This is a genomic window from Hoeflea prorocentri (assembly GCF_027944115.1).
Classification (GTDB): domain Bacteria; phylum Pseudomonadota; class Alphaproteobacteria; order Rhizobiales; family Rhizobiaceae; genus Hoeflea_A; species Hoeflea_A prorocentri.
Window position 1 is genome coordinate 55,864 of record NZ_JAPJZI010000001.1, and the last position, 22,724, is coordinate 78,587.

Annotated in this window: 20 protein-coding genes; 12 read left to right on the forward strand and 8 right to left on the reverse strand. The window is 58.1% G+C overall.

What is annotated here, in order from left to right; translation table 11 throughout:
- Positions 1-15 precede the first annotated feature (15 nt).
- The 5 genes from OQ273_RS00270 to OQ273_RS00290 all read right to left on the reverse strand — a co-directional run bounded on the left by OQ273_RS00270 (position 16) and on the right by OQ273_RS00290 (position 4,625).
- Positions 16-960 carry a carbohydrate kinase family protein gene (locus OQ273_RS00270; protein ID WP_267988472.1) on the reverse strand — a complete coding sequence of 315 codons (945 nt, stop codon included), beginning with the start codon at positions 958-960 and terminating at the stop codon, positions 16-18.
- Positions 957-1,649, reverse strand: a complete 693-nt coding sequence (locus OQ273_RS00275) for a D-lyxose/D-mannose family sugar isomerase (protein ID WP_267988473.1) — start codon at positions 1,647-1,649, stop codon at positions 957-959. The genes OQ273_RS00270 and OQ273_RS00275 overlap by 4 nt, the downstream gene beginning before the upstream one ends.
- A gap of 97 nt (positions 1,650-1,746) precedes the next feature.
- A complete protein-coding gene (locus tag OQ273_RS00280; protein WP_267988474.1) occupies positions 1,747-2,721 on the reverse strand; it encodes a WD40 repeat domain-containing protein in 975 nt (324 codons plus the stop codon).
- Between the two features lie 8 nt (positions 2,722-2,729).
- Complete coding sequence (locus OQ273_RS00285) at positions 2,730-3,770, reverse strand: CobW family GTP-binding protein (protein WP_267988475.1); 1,041 nt, start codon at positions 3,768-3,770, stop codon at positions 2,730-2,732.
- Positions 3,771-3,833: 63 nt separating this feature from the next.
- Positions 3,834-4,625 (reverse strand): creatininase family protein, encoded by a 792-nt coding sequence (locus OQ273_RS00290; protein ID WP_267988476.1) that lies wholly within the window; start codon positions 4,623-4,625, stop codon positions 3,834-3,836.
- 286 nt (positions 4,626-4,911) lie between these two features.
- Here OQ273_RS00290 and OQ273_RS00295 point away from each other — a divergent pair, with 286 nt between their 5' ends.
- The 5 genes from OQ273_RS00295 to OQ273_RS00315 all read left to right on the forward strand — a co-directional run bounded on the left by OQ273_RS00295 (position 4,912) and on the right by OQ273_RS00315 (position 13,833).
- Positions 4,912-5,379 (forward strand): MarR family winged helix-turn-helix transcriptional regulator, encoded by a 468-nt coding sequence (locus tag OQ273_RS00295; protein ID WP_267988477.1) that lies wholly within the window; start codon positions 4,912-4,914, stop codon positions 5,377-5,379.
- Positions 5,380-5,492: 113 nt separating this feature from the next.
- A complete protein-coding gene (locus OQ273_RS00300; protein ID WP_267988478.1) occupies positions 5,493-6,506 on the forward strand; it encodes a LacI family DNA-binding transcriptional regulator in 1,014 nt (337 codons plus the stop codon).
- 154 nt (positions 6,507-6,660) lie between these two features.
- Positions 6,661-7,767, forward strand: a complete 1,107-nt coding sequence (locus OQ273_RS00305; protein WP_267988479.1) for a TRAP transporter substrate-binding protein — start codon at positions 6,661-6,663, stop codon at positions 7,765-7,767.
- Positions 7,768-7,904: 137 nt separating this feature from the next.
- Positions 7,905-11,381, forward strand: a complete 3,477-nt coding sequence (locus OQ273_RS00310; protein WP_267988480.1) for an indolepyruvate ferredoxin oxidoreductase family protein — start codon at positions 7,905-7,907, stop codon at positions 11,379-11,381.
- Between the two features lie 229 nt (positions 11,382-11,610).
- The gene (locus OQ273_RS00315) at positions 11,611-13,833 is read left to right on the forward strand and encodes a putative bifunctional diguanylate cyclase/phosphodiesterase (RefSeq protein WP_267988481.1); all 2,223 of its coding nucleotides are present in this window, start codon (positions 11,611-11,613) and stop codon (positions 13,831-13,833) included.
- Between the two features lie 45 nt (positions 13,834-13,878).
- Here OQ273_RS00315 and OQ273_RS00320 read toward each other — a convergent pair whose 3' ends face one another.
- The gene (locus tag OQ273_RS00320; protein ID WP_333781674.1) at positions 13,879-14,286 is read right to left on the reverse strand and encodes a methyltransferase family protein; all 408 of its coding nucleotides are present in this window, start codon (positions 14,284-14,286) and stop codon (positions 13,879-13,881) included.
- A 334-nt stretch (positions 14,287-14,620) separates the two neighbouring features.
- Here OQ273_RS00320 and OQ273_RS00325 point away from each other — a divergent pair, with 334 nt between their 5' ends.
- From OQ273_RS00325 to OQ273_RS00350, 6 genes are all read left to right on the forward strand, one after another.
- Complete coding sequence (locus OQ273_RS00325; RefSeq protein ID WP_267988482.1) at positions 14,621-15,493, forward strand: alpha/beta fold hydrolase; 873 nt, start codon at positions 14,621-14,623, stop codon at positions 15,491-15,493.
- 207 nt (positions 15,494-15,700) lie between these two features.
- A complete protein-coding gene (locus OQ273_RS00330) occupies positions 15,701-16,432 on the forward strand; it encodes an N-acyl amino acid synthase FeeM domain-containing protein (RefSeq protein WP_267988483.1) in 732 nt (243 codons plus the stop codon).
- Positions 16,433-16,661: 229 nt separating this feature from the next.
- Entirely contained in the window at positions 16,662-16,886 is a 225-nt protein-coding gene (locus tag OQ273_RS00335) for an aa3-type cytochrome c oxidase subunit IV (protein ID WP_267988484.1), read from the forward strand.
- 86 nt (positions 16,887-16,972) lie between these two features.
- Complete coding sequence (locus tag OQ273_RS00340; protein ID WP_267988485.1) at positions 16,973-18,127, forward strand: Re/Si-specific NAD(P)(+) transhydrogenase subunit alpha; 1,155 nt, start codon at positions 16,973-16,975, stop codon at positions 18,125-18,127.
- Positions 18,127-18,546 (forward strand): proton-translocating transhydrogenase family protein, encoded by a 420-nt coding sequence (locus OQ273_RS00345; RefSeq protein ID WP_267988486.1) that lies wholly within the window; start codon positions 18,127-18,129, stop codon positions 18,544-18,546. Before OQ273_RS00340 ends, OQ273_RS00345 begins: the two co-directional genes overlap by 1 nt.
- An 11-nt stretch (positions 18,547-18,557) precedes the next feature.
- Positions 18,558-19,952 carry an NAD(P)(+) transhydrogenase (Re/Si-specific) subunit beta gene (locus OQ273_RS00350; RefSeq protein ID WP_267988487.1) on the forward strand — a complete coding sequence of 465 codons (1,395 nt, stop codon included), beginning with the start codon at positions 18,558-18,560 and terminating at the stop codon, positions 19,950-19,952.
- Between the two features lie 47 nt (positions 19,953-19,999).
- Here OQ273_RS00350 and OQ273_RS00355 read toward each other — a convergent pair whose 3' ends face one another.
- Together OQ273_RS00355 and rpsU are read right to left on the reverse strand one after the other, a co-directional pair.
- Positions 20,000-20,809, reverse strand: coding sequence for a tetratricopeptide repeat protein (locus OQ273_RS00355; RefSeq protein ID WP_267992994.1), 810 nt, complete (start codon positions 20,807-20,809; stop codon positions 20,000-20,002).
- Positions 20,810-20,938: 129 nt separating this feature from the next.
- Entirely contained in the window at positions 20,939-21,163 is a 225-nt protein-coding gene (gene rpsU / locus OQ273_RS00360; protein WP_267988488.1) for a 30S ribosomal protein S21, read from the reverse strand.
- Positions 21,164-21,458: 295 nt separating this feature from the next.
- Here rpsU and OQ273_RS00365 point away from each other — a divergent pair, with 295 nt between their 5' ends.
- The gene (locus OQ273_RS00365) at positions 21,459-22,712 is read left to right on the forward strand and encodes a sarcosine oxidase subunit beta family protein (protein ID WP_267988489.1); all 1,254 of its coding nucleotides are present in this window, start codon (positions 21,459-21,461) and stop codon (positions 22,710-22,712) included.
- The last annotated feature ends 12 nt before the right edge of the window (positions 22,713-22,724 follow it).

A 22,724-nucleotide genomic window follows, 5' to 3' on the forward strand; every position in this document is an offset into this window, starting at 1 on the left:
AGAGGTGCGGAAAGCTCAGCTTTTCGCACGCTTCGACAGTTCATGAAGCCAGGGTGCATCGGCACCGGAGCGTGAAACGGTTATCGCCGCAACTTCTGTTCCGAAGGTCAGGGCGGCTTTAAGCAGCGCTGCGTCGATCTCGGCAATGCCGGGTTTTGTCAGAACGCCGAGATCGGAGAGTTTCGCCAGAAGCCCGGCGTTGAATGTGTCTCCGGCGCCAACTGTGTCGACAACCTTTACCCGTTTTGGTTTTACGCTGATGCGTTCTCCGTCCGACATGAGCGCGGTCACCTCATCACCGCCGCGTGTCAGAACGATCAGGGACGGCCCCATTCTTTGCAGCATGCGGCATTTGTGATCGAGTGTACCTTCGCCCGGAACGAGCCAGGATAGATCCTCATCGGACACCTTGACGATGTCGCTCAACTCGATCATCGCGTTGATGCGCTTGCGGTAGGTCTTGGTGTCGGAGATGAAGCCTGTGCGGATGTTGGGATCGAGCATGATCACCCGGTCGCGGGCTTCGCGTCTTTGCAGATAGGCAAGCGTTTCCGCACAGGGTTCGTTGATCAGGCTGATGCCGCCGAAAAAGAGGGCGGAGACATCGGCCGGTATGGACGGCAGCCGCTCTGCCGTCAGCATCCGCCCGGCGCTCATCTCATCATAGAATGTGTAGCTTGCCTGGCCGTCAGTAAGTTCGACAAAGGCCAGGGTCGTGGGCCGGTCGCTCGAAACGCAAAGGCTGTGGTCCACCTTGCTGCTTTCCAGCGTTGCCTTCAATTGCTGGCCGAACAGATCCGTTGACAGGCCAAAAAAGAACCCGGCGGACTTTTCCAGCCGCCCAAGCGCAATCGCGGTGTTGAAGACCGCCCCGCCGGCGAGCGGTTGAAAGCCCCGGACGCCGTCAGCGCCGGTCATCGGGATCATATCGATCAGTGCTTCTCCGCAGCAAAGGATCATGAGGCGCTCCGGTTGATATGGGTGTCATAGTCTGAGACGAGAAGATGAACGGGCGGTGTGTCTTCCTCAGCGGTCGAAAACCGCTTGATCGGCATTTCGAAGACATTGTCCGTCTTGTCGTCGTTGACGGTGGAGACCTCGCCGATCAGCACATCCTCTTTCTCGGCCCAGAATGCGTGCCAGACGCCGGGCACAAGGGTAACGCTTTCGCCGGGATCGAGCTTGAGCAGGCCGCCGGCTTCAAGTGTGCGCATCCGTCCGTCAACCGGAACGCTGACCTTTGCGGACCGGTCAATCGAGCCATCTTCTTCAGACTCAAAGAGCTCCAGCACCAGCTTGCCGCCGCCGCGATTGATGATGTCTTCCGCCTTGATATTGTGGCGATGCATGGGACTGAGCTGGTCCTTGCGCGAGATCATGATTTTTTCGGCATACAACATGCCGCGGCCGGAAGCGAGGTCGGCGGCGTCTCCATTCCTGACCGTAAACAGAAAAAGGCCCATTTCGTCGAACCGGCCCTCGCCATAGTCGGTAATGTCCCAACCCATGCCTCGTTCGATGATCATTGAATCAGCATTGGCCTGCATGTCTTCGGGCGTCCAATAGGCAAAAGGCGGCATGACATATCCGAAGGATCGGATAAAGGCATCGCCGCTTTTCAGGATTTCGTTGATCTGTGAGCGTTTCATTGTTTCTTCCGTGGCAGCGCCATTGTCGACACACGGTTCCCCGTGTCTTTCTTAGCATCCATTGCCGGGAGGATAAGAGGCCAAATGGGCCTGTATATCAAGCGGTCAGATCGGCGACCCCACAGTCTCCGGTCTCAGTGCCGAAAACCAGCTGTACACCCCGGCGGCTCCAGCCCATCGTGCTGACCGCCCCGCGTCCGCCGCGCCGCAGCACCGCTTCCTTGCCGTCCGAGATCCTTGCAACGGTGATCATGCCGTCGCCGTAGCCGATGGCGACGGCATCGTCGGTCGGATGGCAGGCGACGCATGTCACCGTGGTATCGCCGCGGGTGCCGAGCTCAAGCGGCGCCTTGCCCATGGGGCCGTCCTTGCCCGAAAACGGCCAGACGATGGCTGCCGGTGCGCCTGAAGAGGCCAGCCATTTGCCTTTGGCGCTCCAGCTGAGCGATTTGACCTTCGCAGGATAGCCCGACATGCGCATGTGCTTGCCGTCTTTCAGGCGCCAGCCGTGCAAGGCGTTCTCCTGCATCGAGGAGACGAGATATTTGCCGTCCGGGGAAAATGTGACAAGTGTGTGCGCGCCCTTCCAGTCAAGGTCGACGGGTTCGGTCTGAAGGCCGGCCCAATGCAGTGAGACGCCGTTATAGCGCGCGGCGGCGATACGCATGCCTTTGGGCGCAAAGGCCAGACCTTCCACGGTGCGCTGCTCCTGGAACTCAACGAGAGTGCCGTCGGATTTACGCACCATAGCCGCGCGGCCGGTCGCAAAGGCGACCGCACCTTGAGGCCCGGCAGCCACACAGGTGATCCATTTGCCGGGATATTCCGCAAGCACCGTCGTCGCGCCACTTCTGTCCGTGGCTGTCACCTTGCCGTCTTCTCCGCCCGTTATGAGTTGATCGCCAGCCGGAGTGCGCGCGGCGCAAAGCAGGCCGTCATGCGGATTTGAGGAATGGGCACCGTGATCAAGCCGGTGGACTGTTCCGTCGGCCAGGGCAAAAAACGGACTGTCCCAGAGATAGGCCGCGGCGATACAGTGCCCGCTCAGTTCGAAAGGTGCGATTGTCGGCATGGGCCGTCCTATGCCTGGCAGGCCTCGAAGGTCCGTTTGAGCTTTTCGTGATCGAGGTCGCGGCCGATGAACACGATGCGGCTCTCGCGCTCTTCCCCGGCGTTCCACGGGCGCTGGTGATCGCCTTCGACGATCATATGGATACCTTGGACGACGTAGCGGTCGTCGTCACCGTCAAAGGCAATGATCCCCTTGAGCCGCAGGATGTTCGGTCCGTCGATCTGCGTCGTTTTCTGGATCCAGGGAAAGAACAGATCGGGTTTGACGGGGCCGGCCCGCAATGAGATCGACTGAACGGATGTGTCGTGAATGTCCGACACCTTGGCATGCTCATGATGGTGTTCATGCTCGTGATCATGATCGCAGCCCGGTCCGCAGGCGTGGTCCGCATGGCCGTGTTCGAGAAAATGCGGGTCATTGTCGAGGGCGCGCTGCAGATCGAAGGCGCCGCGGTCGAGTACCTCGGGGAGTGAAATCGCCGCGCGCTCGGTGCGGTGGATGCGGGCGGACGGGTTGATCGCGCGGATGCTTGCTTCCACCGAGGCGAGCTGTTCCGCATCGACGAGGTCCGTTTTGTTCAATAGCACCACATCGGAGAAGGCGATCTGATCCTCCGCTTCCTGGCTGTCTTTCAGGCGCAAAGGCAGGTGTTTGGCATCGACAAGCGCCACCACCGCATCCAGGCGCGTCTTGGCGCGCACGTCGTCGTCCATGAAAAAAGTCTGGGCAACCGGTGCCGGATCGGCAAGGCCGGTTGTTTCCACGATGATGGCGTCGAAGCGGCCCGGCCGGCGCATCAGGCCTTCCACGACACGGATAAGGTCACCGCGTACCGTGCAGCATACGCAGCCATTGTTCATCTCGTAGATTTCTTCGTCCGATTCGACGATGAGATCATTATCGATGCCGATTTCGCCGAACTCGTTGACGATGACCGCATACCGTTTGCCATGGTCTTCGGAGAGGATCCGGTTGAGAAGGGTCGTTTTGCCCGATCCGAGGTAACCGGTCAGTACGGTCACCGGAATGGAATTGGCGGCTTCGTTCATCATAAGCTCCTGACGTTGGAACCGCATATAGGCGATCACTGGCTCGCGCGCCAGCCACAGCGTTCAACGCAGGCGGCTGATATCGAAGCTGTGAATGTCCTGCAGCAACTCGATCAGCCCGGCAACGCTGTGGGAAATCAGGGCCTCGCCCTTATCAGCGGTCGCTGCAAGGGCGTTTCCGGTGGCGCCGTGCGGGTTCAGATCGGAGATTTTCCAGCCGAAGGCGTGGGGCCCGTAGGCGCGAAGGTGCCTTGCCGAATTCTGAAGCGTCTCCTGATAGGATTCAAAATCCTCAGCCTTGGCGATATCCACGAGGTCGGGACGCAGCGCCAGCATCACTGAGGTTTCGATGTCGCCGGCATGGATGCCGATGTCTTTTTCCCGTTTGGAAATGAGTCCATCGGGCAGGCCGAAGCGGGTCCAGCTTGTCGCCACTGCGAGCATGGAAAAGCGTATGCGGGCCTCGGTGGCAACCACAGTCATCAAGGGCGAATTGCCGCCATGGGCGTTGAGCATGACACATTTGCGCACACCCATTTGCGACAACGATCCGGCGATGTCGAGCCAGCGATTGATCGCCTCGTCCCAACTCAGGCTGCGTGTGCCTGCAAAGTCCATATGTTCGACAGAATACCCGACTGCCTCCACCGGAAGGAAGGTCACGGGCAGGTCTTCGGGAAGAGCCTTTGCAGCCGCTTCGGCTATGCCACCGGCGATGATGCTGTCGGTTTCGAACGGAAGATGCGGACCATGCTGCTCATGCGCACCGAGCGGGAGAACGGCGATCCAGTCAAGGCGCTCTTCGGCCGGAAGGCCGGGGTCGTTTTCGTTCCATATCGGATGGGGGAAAGCCATCGGATGAACCTTTCCTGCTATTTTGTCCGTGCGCAGCCGGACCGGTCATGGAATCGACACGTCCTGAACGTATTCGCATGTGGCGGCGGTTTCAAACCATCCCGTTGAGGTGTTAGCGGGCTAAAATCTGCCGAGAAGCCTTAAAGTGGCCGCAACCTTTGGGTGAAATTGAAAGATCGTTGATCGCGATTCGGTCAGCGGTCAGATTTTGAAAAGAAGCCAAGCAAGGTTATAATTCCGTTGCCCAGCAATGCCCGGTTCAGGGCATGTGGATCAGGAGGCCGCCATGGCCAAAAAAAGTAAATCCGGCGAAGACAAGAAAAACAACGAAGACAAAGTCGAGCTGTTTTCTCAGCTTGCGGCTTCGGCGCGCTGTTCGCGCACCCTGCTGTCCAGGCAGCTCCTGTCATGCGGGCTCTATGCCGGGCAGGATGCGGTTATCCTGGCTCTTGATGCGGAGGATGGATTGTCATTGTCGGTGATTGCCGAGCGATTGGGCGTAAGAGCGCCGACGATGACCAAGACGATTAACCGGCTTGCAGCCCAGGGCTTCGTTGACAAAAGGGATTCTGAATCGGACGCCCGCCTATCTCATGTCTTTTTGACAGACACGGGCCGCGAAGCCGTGAAGTCGGTCAGAAAGGCCATCCGGAAATCGCAAAAACTCGCGTTGCGGGAAATGAGCCCCAAGGACATCAAATCGCTGACCAAGCTGTTGCGGCGCGTTGAACAGAACATCGCTTCGGCTCTTTGACAAGGCAGCCTTCGACCATCCCTTTTAAAATTTCAGGTTTCAATTTAAAACGGGCGGATTGAGGGGTCATATCAGGGCCGCGCAAGCGGCCATGCTGCCATGGGGTGTGGTTTTTGGGCCAGAAGGTCAAACTGTCAACAATTGCCGATTCTCTTGGTCTGTCGACCGCGACCGTGTCGCTGGCTTTGCGCGACAGCCCGCTTGTTGCCGATGCGACGCGGGAGCGGATCAAGGAGCAGGCGCAGGCGCTCGGCTATATCTACAACCGCCGCGCAGCCAGCCTGCGCACATCTCGGTCAGGTATTATCGGTGTCGTTGTTCACGACATCATGAACCCGTTCTACGCGGAAATCCTGCGGGCTATCGAGAGCGAACTCGATCGCAACCGCCAGACTTTCATCCTGTCCAATCACTACGATTCGGTCGAAAAGCAGCGCAATTTCATCGAGACGCTGCTCCAGCTCGGCGGTGACGGTGTCATCATGTCGCCGGCTATCGGTACGCCCAAACGCGATATCGAACTGGCCGAAGACAACGGCATGCCGGCGATCCTGATTGCCCGGTCTGTCGACGATGTCCCCGTCCCGACCTATCGCGGAGACGATGCCTATGGAATTGCTCTGGCGACCAATCACCTGATTGGTCTCGGTCACCGCTGCATCGCTATGGTTGGCGGCACGGATCAGACGTCGACCGGCCGGCACCGCTACCAGGGCTATGTCCAGGCATTGCAGAAAGCCAATATCAAGGTCGATCCGGATTTGAGAATACCGGGTCCGCGCACCAAGCAGGCAGGCTTTGAGGCGGCGGTCAATTTTCTGTCGCTGCCACAAAAGCCGACGGCTGCCGTGTGCTGGAATGATCTGGTTGCCATTGGCCTGATGAACGGTATTGCGCGCGCCGGACTGGTGCCGGGTCAGGATATTTCGGTAACCGGCTATGACGATCTTGAAGAAGCCTCGATCGCAACGCCGTCGTTGACAACGGTGTGGAACGGCCAGGCGGAAGTGGGCCGTATGGCAGCGCGTGCGCTGCTCGACAAACTCAACGGCTCGAAAGATGCTGACGGCCTGCATCTTATCCGGCCGGAAATGCGCATTCGGCAGTCGACGTCGCCCCTTAAGTGATTCGTCGCTGATGCTTCCCGGCAGGGTTTGCAGGAGCAAAGGGGCAGGCCATATCGTTTGCATGGGCAGCGACAAGGTGTAATCTTGAGCAAGACCCGTTCGGCCTGCTATTGGCCGGGTCCGGCTATCCGCAGAACCCGACAGGAGGACAAGCATGAACCGTCGCTCATTTATCAAGAGGGCGGGTGCGGCAGGCACCGGCGCGGCAGCTTCCGTGGCGCTGGCAGCGCCCGCGCTGGCTCAGTCGCAGCCGGAGGTAACGTGGCAGCTTTCGTCGGGTTACCCCAAGTTGCTCGACACGATTTATGGCGCCTCCGAGACGTTTGCCGACACGGTGCGGGAACTGACCGACGGCAAGTTCGACATCAAGGTTTTTCCGGCCGGTGAAATCGTCGACACATCCGATGGTTTGGACGCGGTACAGGAAGGCAAGATCGAGATCGCCAGCACGGCGTCCAACTATTTCTGGGAAAAGGACCCGGCCTTTGCATTTGGAACCGGCGTGCCGTTCGGTCTCAACCAAAGAATGATGAACTCCTGGCTTTACGAAGGCGGTGGTCTTGAGCTCCTGAACGGTTTTTACAAGAAATTCAATATTATTGGATTTCCGAGCGGTAACACCGGTGCGCAAATGGGTGGCTGGTTCCGCCGCGAAATCAATTCCCTCGACGACTTGCAGGGCCTGAAGTTCCGCATCGGCGGTTTTGGCGGCACGATTATCGAGAAAATCGGGGTTCAGCCGGTCGATCTTCCACCAGAAAGGATTTACGGCGCGCTGGAGAACGGCACGATTGACGCGGCCGAATTCGTCGGCCCCTATGACGACGACAGGCTCGGCCTCAACCGTGTGGCGAAATACTATTACTACCCCGGCTGGTGGGAAGGTGGCGTCACGCTGATGAACCTGGTCAATCTGGACAAGTGGAACGCGCTTCCGAAGTCTTACCAGGCGGCGATCCGCAGCGCTTCGGCACAGGCCAACGCCACCATGATTGCACGGTACGATTCGCTCAATCCGCCGACGTTACGCCAGCTCGTTCAGTTTGGAACGGTGCTGCGGCCCTATTCGCACGATATCATGCTCGCCTGCTTCAACGCGGCCGAGGAGACCTACAAGGAACTGGCCAGCGACAATGCGGATTTCAAGGCGTTGCTCGATTCCTATATGAGCTATCGCCGGGACGCCTATCTATGGTTCCAGTTGTCGGAATATGCGCAGGATGCGTTTTTGATGCTGCAACAAAGGGCAGGGCGGCTCTGACCGGCTTTTGTGTCCTGGCCGCACGTTGCAGTGCACAATCGATTTCATTTGACGTGCAGACGTCGGGACCCAAAATAAGCCGAAAGCCTTAACGGCGGAACGATGCCGGCCTTCCGGGCTGAGCTGCGGAGGACTGGATGACACTGCATGACGTCTCGCTGGACGACAAGTACGACCTTTCCAAAAACAGGATATTCGTTACCGGAACGCAGGCCGTTGTGCGGCTCCTGCTCATGCAGAAGGCGCTTGATCACCGGGCCGGTCTGAATACGGCGGGGTTTGTCTCCGGTTACCGCGGCTCGCCGCTGGGTGCGTTCGATCAGCAATTGTCCCTCGCGAAGCGGCAGCTTGAAGCCAGCGATATCGTTTTCCAGCCGGGTCTCAACGAGGAATTGGCCGCGACCGCGTGCTGGGGCACGCAGCAGGCTGAACTTGACGGACACGGAAAGTATGACGGCGTCTTTTCGGTCTGGTACGGCAAAGGTCCGGGTGTCGACCGGTCCGGGGACGTGTTTCGTCATGCGAACCTTGCCGGTACGTCGCCGCATGGCGGCGTCCTGGCGCTGATGGGTGATGATCACACAGCTGAATCGTCCACCAATGCGCACCAGACCGAGTTCGTTTTCGTCGATACGATGATCCCGATCCTCAACCCCGCCGGGGTTCAGGAAATCATCGATTACGGACTTTACGGCTTTGCGCTTTCGCGCTTTGCCGGGACCTGGGCGGCGCTCAAATGCGTGAAGGACAATATTGAATCGACCGGTTCCGTGGAAGCCGGGCTCGACCGGCTCAATATCGTGCTGCCTGAGTTTGATATGCCGCCGGATGGCCTGAACATAAGGCTGGGCGAGCTTGATTTTCTCGGTCAGGAAGTGCGGCTGCATGAATATAAACGGGATGCGGTCAGCGCCTTTATTCGCGCCAACGGGCTGAACAAGACGATCTGGAGTGGCGGCCCGAAAGCCAAGATCGGCATTATCAGTGTCGGCAAGAGCTATCTCGATGTGCGCCAGAGTCTTTCGGATCTTGGCATCGACCGCGAGGCGGCGGACCGCGTCGGCATCAGGCTGATGAAGGTGGCCGCGCCCTGGCCGCTGGGCCTGGAGGACTTTCGCCCCTTCGTTGACGGGCTCGAGATGGTCATCGTCGTTGAGGAAAAACGATCCCTGATCGAATCGCAGTTGCGCGAGGCGCTCTACGGGACTGCTCACCAGCCGGTCATCGTCGGCAAGCGCGATGAGACCGGTGCCTGGCTCTTTCCGGTGAAAGGTGCGCTCGATCCGAACGAGATTTCAGTTGCGGTCGGTGAGCGGGTTCTGAAGGTTGCGGGCCATTCAGAAGAGATTGATGCCCGCGTCAAACGCATTCGCCAGGCCCAGGCGATGCTGTCGGATATGACGGATGTCGCGGTCCGAACGCCGTATTTCTGTTCCGGATGCCCCCACAACAGTTCAACGCGGGTTCCGGAAGGGTCGAAAGCGGCAGCGGGAATCGGCTGTCATTTCATGGCGATCTGGATGGATCGGGAAACGCAGGGGTTTACCCAGATGGGCGGGGAGGGCGCCCAGTGGGTTGGCCAGCAACCCTTCAGCGAGACTCCGCATATCTTTCAGAACCTCGGTGACGGAACCTATAATCACTCCGGAATACTGGCTCTGCGGTTTGCTATCGCAGCGGGCGCCGACGTGACCTACAAGATCCTCTTCAACGACGCAGTGGCGATGACGGGCGGACAGCAGCTCGACGGCGGTTTGACGGTTGATGCCATTGCCCGTCAGGTTCGGGCCGAAGGGGTCGACCGGATTGCCATTGTCTCCGATGAGCCGGACAAATATCCGACCGGTATGGACTGGCCGTCGGGCGTGACCTTCAATCATCGCTCCGAACTTGATGCCGTCCAGAGGGAACTGCGCGAGGTCAAGGGCGTTTCCGTTCTTCTTTACGATCAAACCTGCGCAGCGGAGAAGCGGCGCAGGCGCAAGCGGGGTACGTTTCCCGATCCCGATCGACGGGTGGTGATCAACGAGCTGGTGTGCGAGGGATGCGGCGATTGCGGCATCCAGTCGAACTGCGTCTCGGTTCAGCCGGTTGAAACGGAGTTCGGCCGAAAGCGCCGCATCGATCAATCGAGCTGTAACAAGGACTTTTCCTGTCTTGAAGGGTTCTGCCCGTCCTTTGTCACCGTCCATGGCGGCAAAATCCGCAAGTCGGGAGCAACCGTTGATGGCGGCGACCCGCTGAACGGTGTGCCCGACGCGATTGCGGCGCCGGTTGAGGACGGTTGGGCCTGTGTGATCACCGGCGTTGGCGGAACCGGTGTTGTTACGATCGGTGCAATCCTCGGCATGGCCGCTCACATTGAGGCAAAAGGCTGCGGCATGATCGATATGGCAGGCCTTGCGCAGAAGGGTGGCGCGGTGTTTTCCCACGTGCGGATCGCGGCAAAGCCTGAAGATATTGCCGCAATACGTGTTCCGGCCGGCAAGGCCGATCTTGTGCTCGGATGCGATCTGGTGGTGTCCGGATCGCGCAAGGTGCTGGCGTCCGTACGCGAGAACGAGACGCTCTTTATCGCCAATACGGCGGAGATCATGCCGGGGGATTTTGCCCGCAATGCTGATTTCTCGTTGCCGGTGGAGCGGCTCAAGCGCGAAATCGTCAAGACAGCAGGAGAGGACCGCACGGTCTATTTCGATGGAACTGCGGCGGCAAACGCCTTGTTCGGCAATGCGATCGCGGCAAACATGTTCATGCTCGGCCTTGCCGCGCAGCGTGGCGGGTTGCCTTTGTCGGCCGCTTCGGTTGAGCGGGCGATCGTTCTGAACGGGCAGGCGGCGGACATGAATATCGCGGCGTTCAGGTGGGGCCGGCGCGCCGCGCACGATCCGCAGGCGGTGCGTGACCTGGTTGCCGCGGCCCGTACGCCTGACCGGACGCATATGATTTCCAAACAGCCGCAGGAGGCAATCGACAGACGGGTGCAGTTCCTCACGGCCTATCAGAGCAGGCGCTTCGCCGAGCGCTACCTCAAGCGCATCGAGACAGTAAAGGAGGTCGACAACAGGCTGACCGGGGCGATCGGCGCCTTGAGCGATGCGGCGGCGCATAACCTTTTCAAGTTGATGGCGATCAAGGATGAATATGAGGTTGCCAGGCTTTTCACCGATGGGTCATTTGTCAGGCAGCTCAACGACCAGTTCGAGAGCTGGGATCGGCTGGAGTTTCACCTCGCGCCGCCCTTTCTTGCGGGGACCGGGGACAACGGCCGGCCCGTCAAGCGTCGCTTCGGCCCGTGGATGTTACGGATTTTTGCGCTTCTTTCCGCCGCCAGGCGCTTTCGCGGCACGCCGCTCGATATCTTTTCCTTCCAGGAAGAACGGCGGCGGGAAAGGCGCCTGCTTGCCGAATATGAAGACCTTTTGGACGAGATTTGTCGCACGGTATCGAAAAACAATTACGATGCCGCGGTTGCTTTGCTGAGTTATCCGCAGCGTATTCGCGGTTACGGCCTTGTTAAGGACCAGTCAGTCGCGGACCTGCAGAATGAACTCGAAAACCTCAAACAGGCTTATTTTGCAGGCGATACGGGTTTGCCCCAGGCAGCCGAGTAATATCGGTGTTTGCGAAAGGCTCTATATTTAAGAAATACAACCGCGACCATGTTATATATATCAAAGGTTGTATTCGGGTGCTATAAACCGAATCTCAAGTCTTCCTTAAGGCTTTTACGATAGCTCATAAGCTACACTGCGTGGAATGAAGTTTATGGGCGGAAAAGAACCGCAACAGATCCCGGCGGATGTATATCTGTCGTTTGTCCGGTCGTTATACGGGAACCGTATGACGCTTTTTGCCGGCATGATCGCGCATGTCACGGTCAGCCTGCTGGTTTTCTTCAAGCTCAAGGATCCCGTTTATCTGCTGTTTGGCTGCGCGATTTTCGCCAATTGGCTGGCCCGCGCCTATTCCATGACGCTTTTTGACAAAGCGGATGTCTGTGCGCAGGACAGGGTGGCAATCGCCTGGTGGGAAAGGGTTTCAGTTACCGGCGCCGCGATGATCGCCTTCCTGTTGGGGGCAATGAGCGGATATGCTTTCCTGGCTTCACAGGATACATTTGCCGAAATTGCCACGCTCTCCATCACTCTGAGCCTTCTTGTATCTGTCGTCGGCAGGAATTTCGGTACAAAGATCACCGTTCATGTCGTTACGGTTGCGGCTTGCGGCCCGATCATGGTCAGCCTTTTGCTGACCAACAATATCTACATGATGCTGTTGGCGCTTCTGATCATCCCGCTTGCGTCCACGACCATTTCAATGGCCAACGGTGTGCGCGAATTTCTCTATGAGAACGTGCTGAGCCGCCGCGAGATCGCCATTATTGCCGATCGTTTCAATGCTGCGCTTAACAATATGCCGCATGGATTGTTCATGCTGGACGAAAACAGCCGGATCGTGGTCGCGAACAAGAAGGCGGCCGAACTTCTGGCGGCCGGGACCCGGGATGCGCTTTCGGGCCATTCCCTCGCCGCGGTTCTGAGATATGGCGTGCGCAAGGCTGTGATCACGCCTGACCGGGCCAAGATCATTCAGTTGCAGTTGCAATCTCTGATCGATGGCGAGGAGTCGCGGGCGCTGGTTTATTTCTCCGATGAACTTTATCTGGAGTTCAGCGCCAAGCGCCGAAAGCACAGTGGTGTCGTGCTCATTTTTGAAGACGTGACAGCGCGTATCAAGGCTGAGGAAAAGATCGTCCATATGGCGCGTTACGACAGCCTCACCGGTCTGTCCAACCGCGGCTATTTCTCCGAAACCGTCGAGAAGGCGGTCAAGAAAATGGGAGAGGATGAAAAGTTCGCGCTGGCCGTCATTGATCTTGATGATTTCAAACACGTTAACGATACCAGCGGCCACATGATGGGCGACCGGCTGCTTTGCGCCATCTCGGCCCGCCTCAGCAGTATTGCCGGCGACAACATGACCCTGTCGCGTTTCGGCGGCGACGAGTTTGTAGTTTTTATCCGCAATGTTCGGGACGAGGCGCATATCGACGAGATCATGTCGAATATGTTCACGGCCTTGCGCGGGACCTATCTCATCAACGGAAACCGTCTGTTCGTCAGCCTGAGCGCGGGCATCGTGATCGGCACCAAGGCGGAGTTTCGACTCGATGATCTGCAAATCAAGGCAGACCTGGCGCTCTATGAAACAAAGCACCAGGAAAAGAACAGCTGGGTGCTTTTTGCCGACGAAATGGATGAGAAATATACGCGTCGCCAGAAGCTCAAAGCCGCGCTGCGGGACGCCGTTCGGGAAAAATCCTTCAGTGTTGCCTACCAGCCGATGTTTACGATCGATACGGTTGAAGTAGCCTGCTGCGAGGCGCTCTCGCGCTGGTATCATCCCGAATTCGGCGCGGTTTCGCCGGCGATCTATATCCCGCTCGCCGAGGAGATGGGTATCGTTGGCGAGCTGACGCGGCACATGCTGACAGTTGCCTGTGCCGATTGTGCCAGCTGGTCCAACGGATCGGCGGTGTCTGTCAATCTTTCAGCCAATGATCTTCGCAACAAGGAGATCGTCTCAATGGTTACGGATGCGCTGAAGGCATCCGGGCTTGAAGCGGGGCGGCTGCAGGTTGAGGTGACGGAAAGCGCATTTGTGCAGGATGCTGCAAAAGCCAAGGCCATTCTCAAGGAACTGCACGCCAAGGGCGTGACGATCGCGATCGACGATTTTGGAACCGGCTATTCGAGCCTGAGCTACCTGCATCTCCTGCCGCTCGACAAGGTCAAGATAGACCGCTCATTCGTTTCCGACATCGCCAACGACGAGCGTATGCTCAAACTGCTGAAAGGTGTTGTCCACCTGTCGCGGGAGTTGGGGCTTGAGATCGTTGTCGAGGGCGTCGAGACCGAAGAGCAACTTGAGTTGATCCGGTCAACCAAGAGCGCCGATCTTATTCAGGGCTTCATCTTCGGCATGCCCATGCCCAGCAGCGGCATATCCGAGCTGACCTCACTTGGCTCGGATGACGACGCCCGCCACGTGGCTGCCCAGTAGTAGTTCGGGATCACAGGCGCTGCCCTCAATACCAGTTGACCAACCTCAACCGCGGCCAAAGATCCTCGGTATGAACCGGCCTGTTCTCGCCTTGTATTGCGCATACTCCTCGGCCATGGCAGTGGAGGCGAATTTCTGTTCCTCGCCCTTTGCCGCGACCCAGTAGGTTATGATGATGGCCGTCAGCGGAACAAGCGACCAAGGGCTCCATGTGCCGATCGCCCAGCCGGACCAAAGCAAGAGGTAGGATGAATAAAAAGGATGCCTGACCACAGAATATGGGCCTGTCATCAGCAGGCTTCCGGGCAGTTTTTCATCGAAGGCGGCAAGAAGTCCGGCTTTTGACGATTCACGTATCGTTGCCCGGAAAAGAAGTGCGCTCGCGATGAGCATGACCAGGGAAACCAGTTGGGGGATAATTGGCTGCTGAACGTAGAAAGTCAGGCCTATCATTAACAACATGCTAAACAATACAAGCAGTGAGAGCATATTCATGCCCTTCGGCATCTGCTTTATGTCGACGTCAAAATGGCACCGCATCGACCACACGTGGGCTGCCAGAATCCCCACTGCAAATAGGCAAACAAGCCCATCCAGCAACATCGCTCACTCCCAAAACATCGATCTTCTCAACTCAACCTGGAATAGAGCTTTACACCTGCCTATGCCGGGCGCTTTCCTATCTAACCAATAAATCCAAACTTGCAAGCTTAGGCAAATATTAAGCGGCATCTGTTAAATTCCCAGGAGCAGAAAACCACTGCAAACCCTGACCTGGAGATGGGATTTGACACTGATAATGCCGACCGTCGAAAGCGACAATGCGTCGCTGTCCTATATGGACAGAGCGGGCGAGGGCATGCCGATCCTGTTTCTGCATGGATCGGGGTTTTCAAAAGAAGTCTTTAGCCAGCAATTCGAGAGCGAGGAACTTGCGGGTCACCGGTTGATTGCCGTTGACCTGCCCGGTCATGGAGCATCACCTGATGCTGCCGATCCAAAGGCCACCTATTCATATGCGGGTTTTGCGGCCGCGGTTACCGGGTTTATCCGTGAAATCGGGTTGGAGCGCTGTGTTGTCGTGGGCTGGTCGCTCGGCGGGCATGTCGCCTATGAAATGCTCGACGCGGTGCCAGAGGTTGCGGGTGTTTTGACATTTGGCGCGCCGCCGGCTGTCGGCGGACCCCTTGGAATTGTGCGGTCCCTCCACATTTCCAGGAACCTGCTGCTTATATCCAAAGGCAGGTTCTCCAAGCTCGATGCGGAGCGCTTCGAGCTGGCTTGTCTTGGCGGTATGCGCCGGGGTGAGTTTGTCGATGCGTTGCTTCGCACTGACGAGAAAATGCGCCCGCTGCTTTCGCGCAGTGTCATGAGTATATCCGGTGGAGGCCAGAAAGAGCGTCTGGAAGCATCCCGGACTCCGGTTTGTATTCTGCAGGGACGCCATGATCCCATCGCCCGAACCGGATATGTGCAGACCCTTTCATGGCCTGCCCTGTTCGAAGGGCGTGCGGTAATTTTTGAAGAATCCGGCCATGCGCCGTTTGTTGACGCCCAGGAGCGGTTCGACCGGCTCGTGAGGCGCTTCTGCGATGCTGTCGCGTCCGGTCAAACCGGACATGCCGGCAATGATATGCTGCCGCTCTCGCTGGCCGTTTAGCTCGCCACACTCTACCCAGAGACAAACTCTTTTCTGAACCTGACGGGCTGGCATTGAAATCTGCCCGTGTGGAGCCTTTTTCCCGATACTTGCGCCGGAGTCATTAACCTTAACATAAAGTTTACGGCCGAAATTATTTGATTCAACTTTTAAATTTCAGATCGTTCCGCTAACGTTAAGCAATCGTTAACGTGTCTGGGGCGAGAGATGACACCAATCAGCGGAATGTCCAATTTCAACCAAAAACTGTTTGGTGTCATGGACAGGATCGAGTACCGGCGGATCGTAAGCGCTGAGGATTTCGAGGATCTATCTGCACTTCGTACAAAGGCTTATCGCAGGGCCAATATGCATGTGCCGTCAAATGGCGGACTGTTTATCGACGAGATCGACTTCGATCCGCAGGCCTATGTGTTCGGCATCTATTGCGACGAGCAGCTGATCAGCTCGATCCGCATACATCATGTGACGCCCGATCATCGCGTCAGCCCGGCGCGCAATCTCTTCCCGGAGGAAGTGGACCGTTTTCTGGACTCCGGCATGACGCTGATCGATCCGGTCCGTCAGGCCTCCGATCCAGATCTTTTTGACGACCTTCCGGCTTTGCCGTACCTCACCTTGCGTGTGGCGATCCTGGCAATCGAGTATTTTAAAGCCGACCGCTGCCTTTCTTTTGTTCCGCCGCGCCATGTGGCTTTTTACAAGCGCGTGTTCGGTTCGAAGCTGGTGGCTGGCCCGTTGCGGAACTGCAAGGGTTACGGCATTGATTTCAGCCTGCTTGCGGCCGATATCGCCAGCGAGCTGCCGCGGGTCTATCGGCGTTATCCGTTTTTCCGTTCGCAACCGTTTGAGCGACGGATGATGTTCGGGCCGGCGGAGGAGCAGAATCAGATTCCGCTCACCGTCATTCCTACAGCCCGCTACATGCTGGCTGCCTAGCGGCAACGCTATGCCGGGCGGTAACGACCGTCCGGTTTACGTGTCTATGTGCCGCATACGGCCTTTTCACACCACGACTTGCCCCGGGGAGCGGCATTGTGTATTCGATGCTGCAAGTTTTTGCTCGTATCTGCCGGCGCAGACCGGCTCAGTGCACAGCGAATAGATTTAAGACAGGAAACGTCCGTGTGACCGCCGGACGAAACCGGTTTGGCAGGGGAGTATCTTGATGGCCGAGAACAATACCGGGCCCGTCGAAACGGGGGCTGAAATGGACTACGCGGAACACGAAAAAACGTACAATATGTTCCTCAACCTGACGAAGTACGGCACGCTTGCCTGCGTTGTCATTCTGATTGCGATGGCGTTCGGTTTTTTCACGGCGGCCGGTTTCTTTACATCAACGCTGCTGGCAATCATCCTTCTCGCAATTGGTATTTACGTTCTGAAATAGGCGGCCAGGGCCTGTTGCCGGTGCGTTGCCGCAGTATTGCGGCCACGGCAATTCTTGGCGCGATGTCAGATCACAGGGAGTGAAGAGTGGCCAGCACCGTTTTCATTGCAAAAGAATCCCATCCAGAAGAATCCCGGGTTGCCGCTTCTGTCGACTCCGTCAAGAAAATGATATCGCTCGGGCTTGAGGTGGTGGTTCAAAAGGGAGCCGGTGCCGGCTCACAGATATCCGACGAAGCATTTGCCGAAGCCGGCGCAAAACTTGCCACTGCGACCGGGGCCAAATCGGCGGATGTTATCTTGAAAGTGCGCCGCCCGACCGATTCGGAAACCAAGTCCTATAAAAAGGGCGCCACGGTCATCGCCATTATGGACCCCTACGGCAATGAGAAGGCTCTCGGTGCAATCGCCAAGGCGGGCCTGTCCTCATTTGCAATGGAACTGATGCCGCGCATTACACGCGCGCAGGTGATGGACGTGCTGTCCTCGCAGGCAAACCTTGCCGGCTATCAGGCGGTGATCGATGCAACGCACGAATTCGACCGGGCACTGCCGATGATGATGACAGCGGCCGGCACGGTTCCGGCGGCGAAGGTTTTCGTGATGGGTGCCGGCGTTGCCGGATTGCAGGCGATTGCAACTGCGCGCCGGCTTGGCGCTGTCGTGTCGGCAACGGATGTGCGGCCGGCTGCCAAGGAGCAGGTTGCCTCGCTCGGCGCCAAATTCATCGCGGTCGAGGATGAAGAATTCAAGGCGGCAGAGACGGCCGGCGGATACGCCAAGGAAATGTCTAAGGAATATCAGGCCAAGCAAGCCGAGCTGGTAGCCGATCATATTGCCAAGCAGGATATCGTGATCACGACGGCGCTGATACCGGGCCGGCCGGCTCCGAAGCTTGTCAGCAAGGCAATGTTGAAATCCATGAAGCCGGGCTCGCTCTGTGTTGATCTGGCGGTCGAACGCGGCGGCAATGTCGAAGGCGCAAAAGCCGGCGAGATTGCCGAGGTCGAAGGTGTGCGGATCATTGGTTACAACAATGTGCCGGGCCGTATCGCCGCCAGCGCATCTCAGCTCTACGCGAAGAACCTTCTCTCCTTCCTGGAAACGCTGATTGACAAGGAAGAGAAGACGCTTGCGATCGACATGGAAGACGAACTCGTCAAGGCCACCCTGCTGACCCAAGGCGGCAAGATCGTGCACCCCGGTTTCGGCGGTGCCAGTGATGCAAAGGGAGATGCGTGATGGCAAATTCCGCAGTCGACAACGCACTGGACAATCTCGAATCCGCCACAGAGGCGGTGCGGCAGGCCGTAACCGACATGCCTGCGGTCGCCGATGCCGCCGGAGCAGCGGCACATGGCGCGACAGGCGGCCTGGTTGATCCGTTCATTTTCAGGTTCGCCATCTTCGTGCTGGCAATCTTTGTGGGCTACTACGTGGTCTGGTCTGTTACACCGGCGCTGCACACGCCGCTGATGGCGGTGACAAACGCCATCTCCTCGGTGATCGTCGTCGGAGCACTGTTGGCGGTGGGGATATCGGCAAGTGGGCTAGCGACCGGTTTCGGGTTTATTGCGCTGGTGCTCGCCTCCGTGAACATTTTTGGCGGCTTCCTGGTCACCCAGCGCATGCTCGCCATGTACAAGAAAAAAGAAAAGTGAGGGGCTGATTGATGTCTGAGAGTTTTGCAGCCTTTCTCTACCTTATTTCGGGCGTTCTCTTCATTCTCGCCCTGAGAGGGCTTTCCCATCCGACGACAAGCCGGCAAGGCAATGTCTACGGCATGATCGGTATGGGCATCGCCATTTTGACGACGCTTGCGCTGGCAACGCCTTCTGCCGGTGGTATCGGGCTCATTATCATCGGCCTTGCCGCCGGTGGTGGCGTTGGCGCTTATGTCGCCCGCCGCATTCCGATGACGGCAATGCCGCAACTTGTAGCAGCATTCCACTCGCTGGTCGGTCTTGCCGCCGTGCTGGTGGCGGCGGCGGCGCTCTATTCGCCAACGTCGTTCGGTATCGGCGATGTCGGCGATATTCATGCGCAAGCGCTTGTCGAGATGTCGATCGGCGTTGCTATCGGTGCCATTACCTTCACCGGTTCGATCATCGCCTTCCTGAAACTTGACGGCAGGATGTCCGGCAAGCCGATCATGCTGCCGATGCGCCATGCCATCAATGCCGGGCTCGGCATCGCCATTATCCTGCTTGTTGTGGTTCTGGTCGTCACCGAGAGCACATTTGTCTTCTGGCTGATCGTCGTGTTGTCGCTGATCCTCGGCGTACTGATCATTATCCCGATCGGCGGGGCGGATATGCCGGTTGTCGTCTCGATGCTCAACTCCTATTCGGGTTGGGCCGCAGCCGGTATCGGCTTCACGGTCGGCAATCTTGCGCTGATCATCACAGGCGCACTGGTCGGTTCGTCAGGCGCCATCCTGTCCTACATCATGTGTAAGGGGATGAACCGGTCGTTCATATCGGTGATCCTCGGCGGATTTGGCGGCGAAACGGCCGCTGCCGCCGATGACGACATCGACCGCTCGGTAAAACTCGGTTCCGCCGAAGATGCCGCGTTCCTTATGCAGAACGCCTCCAAGGTCATCATTGTTCCGGGATACGGCATGGCGGTTGCCCAGGCGCAACACGCGCTGCGTGAGCTTGCCGATCTGCTCAAGGAGGCCGATGTCGAGGTCAAATACGCCATCCATCCGGTCGCCGGCCGCATGCCCGGACACATGAACGTGCTCCTGGCGGAAGCCAATGTGCCCTATGACGAGGTGTTTGAACTCGAGGACATCAACTCCGAATTCGCACAGGCCGATGTGGTCTACGTGATCGGCGCCAACGACGTGACCAACCCGGCCGCGCGTGATGACCCGTCGTCACCAATCTACGGCATGCCGATCCTCGAGGTCGACAAGGCCAAGACCTGTCTTTTCGTCAAGCGGTCGCTGGGTTCGGGCTATGCCGGTATCGACAATACGCTTTTCTACAAGGACGGCACGATGATGCTGCTTGGCGATGCCAAGAAGATGACGGAAGACATCGTCAAGTCGATGGATTGATCCAAAAAAACCCGCCATCCGGCGGGTTTTTTATTGGGTGCCTGATCTCAGCGGACGCGCGACAGGCCGTCTTGCGCCGGCTGGTATTTCGGATCCAGCTGCGCGGCGCGTGCATAGGCATTTCGGGCTTTTGTCTTATCGCCCCGCCGCTCGTAGATCAGGCCCTGATTGACCCAGGCTTCCGCGATGTTCTTGTCGAGCTGCAGCGCCTTGTTGATGTCGGTGAAGGCATTTTCCTCGTCGCCCAGCGCCAGATAGGACAGGCCGCGATTGTTGTAGGGCAGCGGCGCGCTCGGCGACAGCGAGATGGACTTTGAGAAGTCCTCGATCGCCTGATTGTGCTGGCCGCGCTTCTGGTAGATGAGGCCGCGATTGTTGTAGGCGCGCGGATCGGTCGTATCGAGGTCGATTGCACGCTGATAGTCATTGAAGGCGTTGTTGAGCTGGCCAGCCTCGCGGTACATGTTGCCTCGTCCGATATAGGCCACGTCATAGCGCGGGTTGATCTGCAGAGCCTTGTTGTAGTCGTTCGAGGCGGCCGCAAGATCGCCCATGCCGCGATAGATCAGCGCCCGGTTGGCATAGGCCTGATAGAAATTCGGGTTGAGCTTGAGCGCCGTGTTGAAATCCTTCAACGCCTTGCTGAAATCACCGGCCCTGCCATAGGCGCTGCCGCGCACATTATAGGCTTCGGCGTCGTTGGGATTGTTGTTGATGACCTGTGTCAGCGAGGCAATGTTGCCTTCAGCGCCTTGCGCCCGATCAATGCTGATCACACTGGCCGGATCGGTTGCCTGGCAGGCGGAAAGAGCAATGGCCGAGGCAGCTACGATCAGGAAAGCCGGAATGCGATTCATGCTTTTCAACGCTGTCACCCGTATGCCCCTCGTTTTTGAAACCGCCGTCCCATTCATAAATAAAGGCGGCGGCGATTCAATCGCCCCGCCTCAGCAAACGCACAAATTGCGTTTGAATAATGGCAGATCCTAGCGGCCGCTGCGACCGCCCAGAAGACCTTCGCGCTGAGCGCGCTTGCGTGCAAGCTTACGTACCCGGCGAACGGCTTCGGCTTTTTCGCGTGCGCGCTTTTGTGACGGCTTCTCGTAGAAATCACGCATTTTCATTTCACGGAAAATGCCTTCGCGCTGCATCTTCTTTTTCAGCGCGCGCAGCGCCTGATCTACATTGTTGTCGCGGACAAGTACCTGCACCTGATCCCGTTCCTTCCGGTTTAGAGTTATGCCATCGTCATTCTGACAATGTGTAACGGCAAATAAATTCTGGTTCGCGAAAGTCGATTGACCTCGCGGTTGGCAAGGCCCTAACAGAATTCGCCCCTCAAGTCCACAGTCGCGGCGATGATTTGATTATTTTCGTGGCCTCAGGATAAAACCGGACCGGGTCTGAAGGGCGGCGTCCGGCGTCGCAATGAAACAAACCAAGGGCAGGTTATTCTGCCATCAATTGAACCTGCATCATGCGTTTAACCGGGAGCCAGTCATCCGCATGCGAAAGTACTCCGTTTTCGCCGTCGCCCGCGAGGCCATGCGCGGCCACAAGGGCTGGCCGCAGCAGTGGACATCGCCGGAGCCGAAAAAAAACTATGACGTGGTGATCGTCGGGGCCGGTGGTCATGGTCTCGGTACGGCATACTATCTTGCCAAGGAGCACGGCATCACCAATGTGGCCGTGGTGGAAAAAGGCTGGCTGGGCGGCGGCAATACCGGACGCAATACCACGATCATCCGCTCCAACTACCTCTATGATGAAAGCGCCGCGCTCTATAACCACGCCATGAAGATGTGGGACGGGCTCAGCCAGGATCTCAATTACAATGTCATGTATTCGGCGCGCGGGGTGATGATGCTCGCGCACAATGTCCATGATGTGCAGGGCGCGCAGCGGCATATCCATGCCAACCGTCTGAATGGCGTCCAGAATGAATGGCTGACGCCCGAACAGGCAAAGGCCTATTGCCCGCCGCTCAATATTTCGGCAGCGGCGCGTTATCCAGTGATGGGTGCGGCGCTTCAGCGATGCGGCGGCACCGCCCGCCACGATGCGGTTGCCTGGGGCTATGCACGGGCTGCTGCCGACCGGGGTGTCGATGTCATCCAGAACTGCGCGGTCACCGGCGTCCGGCGTTCGGCAGACGGCGTCGTCGAAGGGGTCGAGACGACGCGCGGTTTCATCGGCGCCAAGAAGGTCGGTGTCGTTGCCGCCGGCCACAGCTCCGTCATCATGGAGATGGCCGGGGTACGCATGCCGCTGGAAAGCTACCCGCTGCAGGCGCTTGTCTCGGAGCCGGTCAAGCCGGTCTTTCCTTGTGTGGTTATGTCCAACACGGTGCACGCCTATATCTCGCAGTCCGACAAGGGCGAACTGGTCATTGGCGCCGGCACGGATCAGTACACCTCCTATTCGCAGACCGGCGGCCTGCATATCCTGACACACACGCTCGATGCCATCTGCGAGATGTTTCCGATCTTCTCGCGTATGAAGATGCTGCGATCGTGGGGCGGGATTGTCGACGTGACGCCGGACCGTTCGCCGATCCTGGCGAAGACGCCTGTCGGCGGGCTCTACGTGAATTGCGGCTGGGGAACGGGTGGCTTCAAGGCAACGCCGGGTTCGGCCCATGTCTTTGCCCACACGATCGCCAATGACGCACCGCATGCGATCAATGCGGGCTTTACCCTTGAGCGGTTTCAAACCGGCCGCCTTATCGACGAGGCGGCGGCTGCCGCCGTCGCGCACTAGTGTTCCGGGTCT